The organism is Bradyrhizobium sp. SZCCHNS2022, assembly GCF_032377575.1.
Classification (GTDB): Bacteria; Pseudomonadota; Alphaproteobacteria; order Rhizobiales; family Xanthobacteraceae; genus Bradyrhizobium; species Bradyrhizobium aeschynomenes.
This window is the reverse complement of the sequence record NZ_JAUHHZ010000001.1, coordinates 5,962,733-5,975,243: the sequence shown is the minus strand read 5'-3', so window position 1 is coordinate 5,975,243 and position 12,511 is coordinate 5,962,733. Positions and strand designations below refer to the sequence as shown.

Here is a 12,511-nt window from a genome sequence, read left to right as displayed (position 1 = left end):
ACAGCCGCGCAGCGTTTTCACACAGCCAGGGTCACAAGCAGCCTATCGGTCCTCGGATGCAGATTTCCGGCCCTACCCCGAGAGGGGACATCATCGGCGCCCTCGGGAAGGTCCGGAACGGGCCACAAGCCGACCTGGGCCTTCAAAGGGAGCCGTGCAATCATCCAGATGATCCGGGCATCAGAGGGGAACGATGGCATGAGGATAGTGGCCCGCTTGGCGGCCTATTTTGCCGCGAGCGCAACGTCATCAGCGGTCTTCACCGTTTGGATGGCCTGTCGCGACTCCCGCGATCCGGCAGGAAAAGGGCTGAACCTCATTGAAGTTGGGAGCGAGACCTTGCAGGTTTGGCCCTATGTCTTTGCGTTGGCGCTTTTGCTGATGTTCTTGCCTTGGTGCTTGATCACGGGGATGTCGCGATGGTTGCCTTTTGGAGGACCAGTCTACAGCGCCAGCGGTTCGGCTCTCGCAGCGATCCTCGCTTGGGGTTGCTTGGGAGGCCTATTCCCCGCGCGCGGCCATCCAAGCTTCACGGAAGGCTTCGCGCTGGCCCTAGAGGCAAACGGACTCCCAGTTCTGATTTCTGGCGCGATCGGAGGCTTGATCTATTGGCTGGTCCGCGAACGCGCCGAACACCTCAAAAATACGATGCGATCCGTCGAGCATATTGAGGCTGATGCAAAGGTCCATTGAGTGCTATCAGTCCGCATCTGACCGGGATGTCTGCTCAGGGTCGATTCTGTTGAAAAAGTCAGCAGTTGCGACGCAGAGATATCGGTGATTCAGTCTGTCTAGTGGGCAGGACTGAAGGTCATGATGGGGCATCGGCAAGTCGAACAGGCTGCGTTGTTCTATGAGTTCTCGCTGGAAAGGCACATCCCAGCCGACCACCTCGTGCGGTCGATCGATAGGTTCGTCGACCTTGAGGACTTACGGCGGGAGCTGGCGCCGTTCTACAGCAACATCGGGCGGCCCTCGATCGATCCGGAGCTGATGATCAGGATGCTCTTGATCGGCTATTGCTTCGGCATCCGATCGGAACGGCGCCTCTGCGATGAAGTCTATCTCAATCTGGCATACCGCTGGTTTTGCCGGCTGGGTCTGGATGGAGCTGTCCCCGATCACTCGACGTTCTCGAAGAACAGGCACGGCCGCTTCCGTGAGAGCGATCTCTTCCGTCGCGTGTTCGAGACCGTCTTGCGCCGCTGCATCCGGGAGCGCCTGATCGGCGGCGAAGGGTTCGCAGTCGACGCGAGCCTGATCAAGGCGGATGCCAATCGGCAGAAGGGAATCGAAGGCGATAAGAGGCTTCCGCCGGAGGCTGCGGGTCGAGCGATCGACGAGTATCTTGCCGTTCTTGATGATGCCGCGTTCGGTGCCGCGACGGAGGTCACGCCCAAGTTTGTATCGCCCTCCGACCCGGCGGCGCGCTGGACGGGAGCGCACGGCGGCCAAGCCTTCTTCGCCTACTCGACGAACTATCTGGTCGACGTCGAGAATGCGATCATCGTCGATGTCGAAGCGACCACGGCGATCCGCCAGGCAGAAGTATTGGCCGCCAAGCGCATGATTGAGCGTTCAATCGAAAGGTTCGATCTTTATCCAAGCCGGCTTCTCGGCGACAGCGCCTATGGCTCCGCTGAGATGCTCGGGTGGCTGGTCTACGAGCACGGGATCGAGCCGCACGTGACCGTCTTCGACAAGTCGGCCCGCACCGACGGGACCTTCTCGCGTGAGGCCTTCACCTACGACCATACCAGGGACGTCTATCGCTGCCCCGCTGGCAACCCCCTCACCACTACAGGGACGCTGGTGAACAACGACACGACGGTCCTCTACCGTGCGAGCAAGCGCGATTGTCAAGCATGCTCTCTAAGAAGCAGGTGTTGCCCCAACACCCCGGCCCGAAAAGTGCCGCGCTCGATCTACGAGGGCGCTCGCGACATGGCACGCGAGATCGCAAGCTCATGGGAAGGCCGCACTTCACGCCGGCTCCGCAAGAAGATTGAGATGTTGTTCGCGCATCTCAAGCGCATCCTCAAGCTAGATCGGCTGCGACTAAGAGGGCCGAACGGCGCACGCGACGAGTTCACCCTCGCTGCAGCCGCTCAGAACCTTCGTAAGATGGCCAAGCTGATCCCGATGCCCGCGCTGACGCCCGCGTGAACCACAACGCGCCAATTCGTCCTCGAAACAGATGGCGTTCACGACGAAACTACTGCCGACTTTTTCAACGGAATCGGTCAAAAGCCACCTTCCGGTCGGCCAGTAACTTACGTCCGGTTGTATCCAGCAGTAGGCGTTCCAGGCGCCGGCCCGAAGGTCCCAGATGGGACAACATCAGACGTCGGGCGGGTTCGTATTAGCGGATCAAGCCTTCGCCCGCCGGATCGAAGTCGGTGGACGCTTGTATACCTCAGCAAACACACTGTTGAAACGCCGTAGGCTGCAGAATCCTGATCTAAGTGCGACCTCGGTCATCGGAAGCTTCGTCTCGTCCAAGAGACGCTTTGCTCGTTGAACACGCCCCGTTCGCGCGACTTGGGCGGGACTTGCGCCGACATATTTTTTGAATAGGCGTGATAGATGCCGCGGTCCGATGCCGAGACGTTCTGCGAGTGTTTCGATGTTCGCATCGTCTAGTGCACCACTGCTAATCAGACGTAGGGCGCGCTCAACTGTCGTCCGTGAGCCCTTCCAAGCTGGAGAGAACGGTGCCGTTTCGGGGCGGCATCTGAGGCATGGTCGAAATCCCTCCTGCTCAGCTGCAGCTGCCGAAAGATAAAACGTCACGTTTTCGGCCTTGGCGGGGCGCACCGGGCACACCGGCCTGCAATAGATCCTCGTGGTTCGGACGCCTGAGAAGAACAGGCCGTCATAGCTCTTGTCGCGACTCACTCGGGCACGTTCGCATACAACGGGATCAAGCCTCCCGATGTCCGTTAAAGCCGACGACGGAGTCCGATTCCGGCGAGCCACAACACGCTCCAATTGCTACGACGCCATCAACCTATCAGCATGAGTGAGCGAGACAATGGGTGACGAGCAGCATTTCGTTGGTTGGTCGGTGGCATGGGCTGCCTTTACCTTGGCGGTGCTCGCCTGGGGCATCGGCTTCTATGGTCCTTCGGTCTTTCTTCCGACTCTGCACTCCTCGCGCGGATGGTCCATCTCGGAAATCTCGGCTGCCATTACCTTTCATTTCGTGCTGAGTGCGCTCCTGGTCGCGTATTTGCCCGACATTCATCGCAGAATTGGGATTGCCGGGACGACACTGGGCGGTGCTCTTCTGATGGCCATCGGGTTGATCGGATGGTCCAGATCGTGGGAGCCGTGGCAACTCTTCTTAGCGGCCATTCCGAGTGCGGGAGGTTGGGCCGCTACAAGTGGTGCTGCCCTAAACGCCATTGTCGCCAGATGGTTCGAGCGCGATCGCCCGAAGGCGATGAGTCTGGCGTTCAATGGCGCAAGTGTCGGGGGGGTTCTGTTCGTGCCTTTGTGGCTCTTCTTGATCGATTGGCTCGGCTTTCAAACCGCGGCGCTGGCCGTGTCCATTGTTGCCCTCGGCGTTATGGGTTGGATTTCTATTCGATACTTCAGGCTGTCCCCCACCAGCCTTGGTCTCTCTCCCGATGGCAACGGAGTGCCTACGGTTGTCGCGAAACCGACAACGAGACTATCTCGCTCTAGCATTATTCGTATGCCGGGATTCCTTACGCTTTCGGCGGCGTTTGCGCTTGGCTTGTTTGCGCAGATCGGCCTTCTGTCACACTTGGTCTCCCGCCTCACTCCCGATGTTGGTGCGACAACTGCGGGCCTGCTTCTCAGCCTAGCGACGGCATGTGCAGTAATCGGACGGACTCTGACGGGATGGTGGATCGGAGATCACGACCGGCGGATCGCCGCAGCCATTAACTTCGCGGTTCAGACCGTAGGAGTTCTGCTGCTCATCTTCGGCAACGGATGGATCGTACTGACATTTGGCTGCGTCATCTTCGGATTTGGCATCGGGAATCTTACGACTTTGCCGCCATTGATCGCGCAGAAGGAGTTCGATCGTAAGGATGTGGTGGCGGTGGTTGCGCTGATCGTTGCCATCAATCAGGCAGTATTTGCGTTCGCGCCAGCCATTGTTGGTGCTCTCCGCGATGCGACTTCGGGTTATGGAACGGCGTTCGGGATTGTCGCTTGCATCCAGCTTTTGGCTGCGATGGTTGTGCTCCTTGGGCGTAAGGCCGTGGTCCCGCCGGCGAGGTCAGCTTAGGGTCATTCGCGTCGGCATTGCCATGTCCGCCTCCTGGTCCGCTATCGACAATACCCAACCTTACCGACCGAGTAGGTGTGGATCTCGACCGATTAGGACTGCCGTCCGTTATCGGCCTGACCGTCCGTCAGCTGACGCGACAGCGGCGGCCATGCAGAATGAGCGCTCTCGACCACACAGGAGGCGCGCAATGGAGTTCTTCTGCGGGCTGGATGTCGGCATGGATCGAACCACGATTTGCGTGGTCGACGACAAGGGCGAAGTGCTGCTGGAGGTCGCGGTGATGACCGACCCGAATGCGGTCAGGGGAGCACTGGCGCCATATCTCGGCCGCTTAAGGCGGGTCGGCCACGAGGCCGGGGCGCTGTTGCCGTGGCTGCATCCCGAGTTGCTCAAGCTTCGCCTGCCGGCGATCTGCCTGGAGACCCAGCATGTGCGGGCGGCGCTGAAGGCGCAGCGCAACAAGAGCCCGCGCTGGCGCAGAGCAGGCTGAGGGTGCGCTGGATCGGGCTGGGCCGAGCATCACACCCCAGGCAATCAAAACCTCGCCAGCCAGGCCCGCAAACGCATGAGGACTGACTCGAAGAGCTACCGGCGCGACTACCTCCGCGCGCTCGCCCAACGCGTGGAAGTGGACGCGAAAGAGCTTCGCATCATGGGATCGAAAGCGCGCTCCTGCGCACGCTGGTCGGTGCCTCGGGCGCAAAGACGGCCCAGTTTGGTACCGAAGTGGCGCACGCGACACGATTCGAACGTCTGGCCTTCGCCTTCGGAGCGCACCCGGCATCGGTGTTCAATCCGCCACACGCACGCGCAGCGACAAATCTGCGCGGCGGTCGGGATCGTTCGGCCGTGGCCGCGAAAAATGTTGGCCTTTTCGTTGGCTTTCGTTGAAATCGCACAAAAATACATAAGCTAAGTCAGTAGGATGCGCCTATAGCGAGGCGCCCTCTTGCGGCACCACGCTTCGCCCTTCGGGCTACGCGTGGCGCAGCCAGGCCGTAGCCCGTAGGGCGAAGCGTGCTCGGCGAAGCCTCTTGGCGAAGCCGGGCGTTTGAGCCCCCCCAAGTCTCGCTTGAGCCGCGCTCTCCGATATCCGATCAACTCTGTCAAACAGCCCCCGTGCGAAAGAAATGCACGGGGCAGGAACCACAGGCTCAGCCGGAAACAACCCGGCCTTCCCTGCGCAATGGGTTTACGGCTGCTCCGTGCTCTCCCAGGGGACCGGCTTGCTTGCCCCCGTCATCGACATCGTCGCCGACCAAGACACCAGCGTCGGGGTGTCGGGACCACACGGCTTGACCGTCCGCGAAACGACGTTCGTCCGCACCTCCATCGAGATGCTGCGTCGCCCCGCGGCCACCGCTCCCCGCCGCAACGTCCCGTGACGATCGCGATGCGCCCCTCTCAGTGCGGGCGGGATGGCCGGATAAGATCACTGATTTGGGGATCCTGTCAACAAAATTTCTGATCTTCGGAATTCTGTCGGCGGCCGTCGATGGATCAGCGTCACCGCAACTCTATTTTTTAGTCTTGGATTTCGGGTTGAAACGCAGAACATCGTAAGCCGACTGCTCGGCCAACCACTGCGCGTATTGATCTTGACTAACCGGGACTGGTGCCAAGCGCCGTTCACCGTCTTCTGGATCAACGTAAATGACTACAATGTAATCGCGCCGAAGTTGATCGGGCGTGTACGGAACCATGATGGGCCGGACTTCGGCTCGCGAGCCGAAGCGTACATCAATTGATCCACTTGCTGGGCTAACTCCGCTTTCTACCGCAAGGATTTTCAGCTGCGCGAAGTAGTTGTCTTTCGGAAGCGGTGTCGCTGATGGTCCACCGGAGTCGTCTCTTCCAACCATGTAGACGGGCTGTTGTATGAGACGCACACGCGCGACGATGATGTCCTTTGCGTCTTGCGGAAGCCGAAGTACGGCGATATTGTCCGGAACACGATCGGGAAAGTACGTAACTGCCGTCTCAGTCTCAGCAATGTTCATCACGAGCTCTGCGCTTGCAGGAACTGGCATCTTGGCCCATCCGGCAAGACGTTTCGAGTCAGGTCCGCTGCTGGATGTCAACACCCCTCCATTGGCCGTTCGCGCCAAGCTCTCAACCAGAGAAGATGCTACGACAAGGGCCAGCAAACAGCGGCCAGCGAGGCTCCGATTTCTTTCTCTAACCTTCATGGCCCAAGTCCCGTCTGCTCTAGCTGAGAGGATCGCATTCAAAGTGACGACCCGCAACACAAGAGAGCACCATCAACGCAGCACAGCCCGCAAGGCGGGCTGTGCTGTTCTTTAAATTCAATTCACGGCGTGGTCCTATGCGTATCCAGACTGTTTCGTTGTCGATGAATATGAAGTCGACATAGGCAGATGGAGGATTACGGTGACAGCACTGGACCGCACCCCTCAAGTGAGACACGACAATCTCAGTGACAGGCATTCCAAGGATGACCTGTGGCAGCAAGAGGGAAGACCCGTCGGTTTCCGACGGCTTACAAACGAGCGAGGCGAAGGCGTTTTGCCTGTCACGGAAAGCGGAAGGCGCCCGCCCCCTCGCGCCGAGATCAATGGCTGTCGATCTCGGCATAGGCTCGCTTGAGCCGCCCCATCTTCAGAGACGATGGATGCAGATAGATCAGCAGTACGCCCACGTCGCCCCACATCCATCCCATCGCATCGTCCGAGCCGAGCTGGAACAGCAGATCGTCGTCGGCCGCATCGGCTGAGTTCTGCAGCACGTCGCGCGGGCCGCCCATCCGGTGCGGCGTGGTCGACCGCGAGATGCTCCGCAGCTTCGGCTCCAGCCGGGCGCGCAGGACCTCAGGGATCGCGTCCCGTGCGGCTGCGCTGCGCGTGTAGAGATCCAGGAGATCCTCGCGCAGCGCGAATTGCAGGCCGTCCTGCGCATAATCGAGCAGGCTGTTGCAGACCTTGCGCAGGTCGGTCGGAGGATCCGACCACCACATCCAGTACTCGGACCGTGCAGCGGTCATTGCGGCCTTCATGGCGGCCCAGCCGTCGTCATCGAGCATGGCATCGAGATCCTGCGTCAGGATCTGCCGCTTGAGATCCTCCAGCTCGGCCAGCTGCCGCTCCAACCAGCACACATGCGCCTGGCCGGCCCGGGCGATCTCCGCGGCCAGCGCGTCTTCCGTCATCGGCTGCGTCAGCGCAACGAGATCCGCAAGCTTCCGCTTGGCTGCCGCATGCAGATCACGCTGATAGTCGAGATATTGCTGGCGGCTGCTCAGCTCGTGCGGCGGGCACTCCTGCAGCTGTGCGGCGGCTTGCGCTACGCCGGCTTCATGCGTCTCGACGGATGCTTGCAGCGCGGCGATGGACTGGGCCAGCCAGCCTGGCTGCAAGACCTTGGCCGGACGCCTGCGATCGTTCTCTGCGGACAGGCGGTGCATCACTCGTTCGACAAGATAGAGCGCGCCGCGCCGGGTCAGCGGCCTCGGCTCGTCCTGTGCGATCCGGTCGATCCTCTCCTCGTCCTCCGGCGCGCCATAGAGCTCGGCGCCGGTGACCTGCACCGGCTCCCAGTCAGATTCGTCGTCTTCCGCGGGCGGCGCAGGAACGGGCTGGACGACGAGGTCGATGGGCCAGCGCCGCCAGAGCTTCGGTACGCCGGCGCGCATCTCTGGCGCGAACTGACCGATATGGTCGGCGAGGGCGTGGCGCACGGTCGGCATGTCGGCCGGCGGCTGCCGTTCGGGCCCGAGCTGATCGATATGCAGCACGCGGGAGAGACGGTTCTCCTCGTCGTCCTCGTCCTCCATCTGCAGGACATCGACGAACAGCAGCAGCCAGCCGTCACGCGGCCCTCGTCCATGCCAGATCTGCGCTGGCAAATCGGCGCAGGCGATCTGGGCGAGAAAATGCATTGGTCCGCTGCGGGTTCGCGGCCAGGCAATGTTGTCCGGCATCTGCGGCAGCCCGCCGAGCCACGACCGTGCGGGCTCGTCGAACCGGATCGGTACCTGCCGTCGCAGGATGACCGACGACTGAACTCTCGTCCTGCCGGCGGCAGGCTTGCGCAGAAAAACGATGCTCATTGGTATCACGAGTCCCGCTGACGATTCCCGCGCCATTGTTGCAACTTCAGGTAAATTGATCGTCGCAGAAAGGGCGCAAAGTCGAGCAACCGCGCTGTTTGTGGCGGAGGGCGCATCGCACGCCGCCGGGGGCGATCGGCTTCATCTTCGATCTGGTTTCCGCTTGCCGGGCTGGCTAGCGTGACGTGACTGCCGCCTGGCTTTGCGAGGACCATGAAGAAGCTCCTGGTTGTCGTTTCGGTTCTGCTGATCGCGGTCGCCTGCTGCAACCGGCCGGAGCCGGCCCAAGCTGTCGAGTGGATCAACTGCGACGATCGTTGGGTCCGCGCGCTGGACCCAACGACGGACGGCCAAGGTCCGCTCGAGCTGGCAAAGGTCTTTTGCCAGCGCATCGAGTGCAACTCTCAAGAGATGGCCATGGTGTCGCCGGATGGCAGCGCGGTCATGTACCTTCAGGGCGGCACTCACTATGCGGCAGAGCGCAAGGTGCTGCACGTCGCGCGGCTCGATGCGCATGATGGCTGGAGCAGCCACACCCTGGCCATGGGTCCGTTGTGGCAATTTGGCCAGGCTCTCGGCTCGATTCCGGCCTATGGATGGTCGTCGGACTCGGCGGGCATCTGGACTGCGACGCGGGAAAAAATCGGCGAGAACGGCATCGCCGGCACCGGGCTGCAACCGATGTTCATTTCCCTCGCAGATCGCAGCATTCGCCTGTTCGAGGTCCCGCGGCATGAGGCGGGCCCGTTGGACGGTCTACTCTGGGCGGATGGTGACGGCCTGGCGCTGGCCTATTTCGGAGCAAGAGGCGCGTCCTATCAACCGCAGCGCCACGACAAACGTCCGACCTTCGCCATCATCGATGCCAAGCGGGGCGTCGTTCTGGATACGATGCCGTTCAACGTCGTCGCCGGCCTCAAGGACGCCTACGATATCGCCAACGTCCATAACGCGGCGGCCACGCGGCTGCCGAGCGGCAAGCTCCGCGCGGTGGTGAGCGCGCTCGACAAATGGGTCGTGTGGACGCAGGGCGAGTCGCCACGGACGCTGCCCAATCCCTATTCCGACCCACAGGAGCGCCACAACAAGATGATCATCTCGCGCGACGGCTCGCGCCTGCTGATCGTCCGGAACCCCTGTGACCCCATCGTCAGGGCCGAATCCGACGGCAGTCTGCGAAGAGTGCCGTACAGTTGGACCTGCAAGCCGGCCGAAAGAGAGATCGCGGCGCTGTATGATCTCGCCACGGGGCGGCAGCTCTGGGCGCTTCGCGCGGCTCCCAGCTCCTACCCCCAGCATTTTCCCAATCCCGCCATCAGCGAGGACGGCCGCCATGCACTCGTCGGACTTCCCGACGACGCGTCTGATCCGCACGCGCGCGTGGCCCTGGTTTCCATGAGCGACGGGACGATCGTGCAACGCACCCGTCTGCCGTGGCCTGGACCTCTCAACGCCATCGGCTTCCTGCAGAAAGACCGTGGTGTCTGGCTCCGCGACACCTATGGCGAAACGGCACTGTACGACTTTCATGGTCGCGCGCAGTAGCTCCACTGCGATCGGACTTCTCCAAAATCGCGCAGAGATTCGCGAGGCACGTCAGAACGATGTGCCCACAGCGGGGCGCCCTCTTGCGCACCAGCCGGTTTCGTCTGCCTCCTCCGCGCTCCCCCCCGCTTCGTTCACCGGTTAAGAATTGCTTAACCCAAATCGCCCCATCGTTCGGCGCGAGCCGCGGGGCAGATACCCGCACTGGCAGCAGGCGGCGATCCGGACGAAACCATCCGTCACGTTCGAATCCCCCAGGTGCCGGTCGCGCTCGGGCGTACGCCAGCGGCCCTGCCGGTGGCGATCAGTATCCGAAAGGCCATGGTCGGGACGTCCCACTCGCGGCGCCGCAACGCTTGCGCGCGTGACGATTCGACCCGACGCCTGGCGATGGCGGCTCTGTTGGCCGCCGCACGCCGGATCGACGGCCGGAACGCAACGCGCGACGAGCGAGACACAAAGGCGAGCCTCGACATGAGCACCACTGCCCTCGACAGCCACACCCAGTTTCAAGCGATCGTCGGCCAGATCCGGACGCTCGCCTACAAATATATCGAGGACAAGGACTTCGTCAGCGCGCAGCTCGCCTTCCAGAAGCTGCTCGAGCTCGAGCCCAAGGACATCAACGCGCGCTTCATCTATGCGCAGCTGATCGACGACGGCTCGCACAAGAAGCGCGCCGAGGCGCGCGACATGATGCTGGCGATCCTCGACGAGAACCCCGAAATCTTCGAGCAGGCCACGGAAGGCAATCTGCATTTGATCCGCAGCGCGGCGGTGCGCTGCAGCCATGTCGGCCCGTTCACGCGGTCGATGGAGCTGTTCCGCAAGCTCGCGGCCGCCTCCAACGACGCCGCCGACTATTTCTCGCTCAGCGAGATCCTGACCCAGAACAACGAGTTCGAGGAGGCGGTCGGCGCGCTCGAGAAGGCCATCAAGCTCAACCCGGCCTACGACAACCCGCTCAACCGCGAGACGCTGGAGCTGGCGCGCACCAACGCCAAGAAGGGCAATACGGCGAAGGACGCCAAGGCCGGCCGCGCCAAGGTCGGCCGCTATCCGGAGACCAAGGACTTCCTCGGCGACCTGCAGACGCTGATCACCAAGCACATCGCGGTCAACCTCGCCGCCGCGCCCAAATTCCTCGACAAGAGCACGCGCTTCTTCACCATGGGCTCGTGCTTCGCGCGCAACCTCTCCAAGAGCCTCAATGACAGCGGCTACAACAGCCACCACATGGAGATCTCGGAATACATCAACACGACCTTCGCCAACCGCGTGTTCGTCGACTGGCTGCGCGGCGCCAAGATCGATCCGGAGATTCGCGAGCGCATCGTCGAGCTGCTGCCGCCGGGATCGAGCCAGGAGAACACGCTGGCCGTCATCAAGCAGGCCGACGTCTTCATCCTGACGCTCGGCGTCGCCGCGGCGTTCTTCGACCGCGAGACCGGCGCCTTCGTGCTCCCCAGGCCGACCGCGCTGAACTCGCGGGCGCTGGCCGAGAAGTACAAGTTCCGCACCGCCAGCGTGCAGGAGAACGTCGACAACGTGCGCTACCTGATCGACTTCGTCCGCAGCATCCGGCCGGGCATCAAGGTGATCGTCACGGTGTCGCCGGTGCCGCTGCTGACGTCGTTCGAATACGAGTCCGTGGTGCAGGCCGACTGCCTGTCGAAGAGCACGATGCGGCTGGTCGCCCACGAGATCGTCAACAATTCCAACCTCGAGGACATCTGGTACTGGCCGTCGTTCGAGGTGTTCCGCTGGGGCGGCTCCAACGCCTCCAGCTTCTTCGCCGCCGATGACGGCGCCGCCTGGCACGTCTCCGAGGACAAGGTGTCGGCCACGGTGCGCGCGTTCGTGCAGACGTTCTCGCCGGCCTGAGCCAGAGGTTCGAACGGCTGCCTCAGGGCAGCCGCTTCTTCCAGAGCCTGATGACCAGGATGCCGGCCTGGGCATAGCCCGGCGGCGAGCTCTCGGTTCCGAACGGCGTCTTCGAGTACAGCGAGCTCGAGATCAGGAAGCCGCCGACATAGGGCGCCGGCAATCCCGACAGCGACATGAAACAGCGGTGGGTGAGCAGGCCCTCCTCCGGCTGGTTGCCGCGCACCAGCCGGCAATCGCCGATTCCGGTGAAGGCGATGCCGTTGAACTGGCCTTCGGTGTAGGTGCCGAGCAAGGTCGGGTCCATCGCCTGGCCGATGCACACCCGCATCTCGCCGATGCTCTTGTCGGGGCTGCCGGTCATCCGGCCGTCGCCCGGCTGCACGTTGACGGCATGGACCGAGAGCTGGTCCTCCAGCGCCGGGGCAAAGCCGGTCTTGGTCGGCGCGCAGAAATCGGACGGCACCACGCGGCCGTGGCGCACGGTGCGAGCGATGTAGATCTCCTCGACCTCGTTCTCGCCGCCTTGCGCCGCCCCCTGGCCATGGCTGGCCAACAGGCCGACGGCCGACCACAGAACTGCAATCATGATCCGGCGCATGCGCCTATCCCTTCCCGCAACAGGACTGACATATCGGATTCGGCGAACGTGCTGAACAGCACCAACGAACAGGACGTATGCAGACAAGATACCCCTGGCTCGGGATAGTTCCGTGACCATGGAACATCTCGCCGTGACGGTATTTTAG

The 12,511-nt window shown here is 62.3% G+C and carries 10 protein-coding genes and 1 pseudogene; 7 read left to right on the top strand and 4 right to left on the bottom strand.

The features are described from left to right. Positions 1-216: 216 nt before the first annotated feature. Both QXZ94_RS26730 and QXZ94_RS26725 read left to right on the top strand, forming a co-directional pair. On the top strand, positions 217-693 hold the full coding sequence (locus QXZ94_RS26730; RefSeq protein WP_315723447.1) for a hypothetical protein: 477 nt from the start codon (positions 217-219) through the stop codon (positions 691-693). A gap of 120 nt (positions 694-813) precedes the next feature. Next, on the top strand, positions 814-2,166 hold the full coding sequence (locus tag QXZ94_RS26725; protein WP_315723445.1) for an IS1182 family transposase: 1,353 nt from the start codon (positions 814-816) through the stop codon (positions 2,164-2,166). Positions 2,167-2,370: 204 nt separating this feature from the next. Here QXZ94_RS26725 and QXZ94_RS26720 read toward each other — a convergent pair whose 3' ends face one another. Next, a complete protein-coding gene (locus tag QXZ94_RS26720) occupies positions 2,371-2,898 on the bottom strand; it encodes a bifunctional transcriptional activator/DNA repair enzyme AdaA (RefSeq protein WP_409977906.1) in 528 nt (175 codons plus the stop codon). A gap of 136 nt (positions 2,899-3,034) precedes the next feature. Between QXZ94_RS26720 and QXZ94_RS26715 the strand changes: the two genes are divergently transcribed. From QXZ94_RS26715 to QXZ94_RS26705, 3 genes and pseudogenes are all read left to right on the top strand, one after another. After that, the gene (locus QXZ94_RS26715; RefSeq protein ID WP_315718668.1) at positions 3,035-4,264 is read left to right on the top strand and encodes an MFS transporter; all 1,230 of its coding nucleotides are present in this window, start codon (positions 3,035-3,037) and stop codon (positions 4,262-4,264) included. Positions 4,265-4,454: 190 nt separating this feature from the next. Further along, positions 4,455-4,739: pseudogene (locus QXZ94_RS26710) on the top strand (IS110 family transposase); the annotation flags it as partial. Positions 4,740-5,493: 754 nt separating this feature from the next. After that, on the top strand, positions 5,494-5,652 hold the full coding sequence (locus tag QXZ94_RS26705) for a hypothetical protein (protein WP_172113004.1): 159 nt from the start codon (positions 5,494-5,496) through the stop codon (positions 5,650-5,652). Positions 5,653-5,784: 132 nt separating this feature from the next. Here the strand turns inward: QXZ94_RS26705 and QXZ94_RS26700 are convergent, their stop codons facing one another. Then, positions 5,785-6,267, bottom strand: a complete 483-nt coding sequence (locus QXZ94_RS26700) for a hypothetical protein (RefSeq protein ID WP_315723442.1) — start codon at positions 6,265-6,267, stop codon at positions 5,785-5,787. A 572-nt stretch (positions 6,268-6,839) separates the two neighbouring features. Further along, complete coding sequence (locus tag QXZ94_RS26695) at positions 6,840-8,333, bottom strand: DUF1963 domain-containing protein (protein ID WP_315723440.1); 1,494 nt, start codon at positions 8,331-8,333, stop codon at positions 6,840-6,842. 213 nt (positions 8,334-8,546) lie between these two features. Here QXZ94_RS26695 and QXZ94_RS26690 point away from each other — a divergent pair, with 213 nt between their 5' ends. Continuing rightward, entirely contained in the window at positions 8,547-9,878 is a 1,332-nt protein-coding gene (locus QXZ94_RS26690; protein WP_315723438.1) for a hypothetical protein, read from the top strand. Positions 9,879-10,352: 474 nt separating this feature from the next. After that, positions 10,353-11,762, top strand: a complete 1,410-nt coding sequence (locus QXZ94_RS26685) for a GSCFA domain-containing protein (protein ID WP_315723436.1) — start codon at positions 10,353-10,355, stop codon at positions 11,760-11,762. 22 nt (positions 11,763-11,784) lie between these two features. On the opposite strand, the gene QXZ94_RS26680 is transcribed toward QXZ94_RS26685, so the two are convergent. After that, on the bottom strand, positions 11,785-12,363 hold the full coding sequence (locus QXZ94_RS26680) for a hypothetical protein (RefSeq protein WP_315723435.1): 579 nt from the start codon (positions 12,361-12,363) through the stop codon (positions 11,785-11,787). Positions 12,364-12,511: the final 148 nt, after the last annotated feature.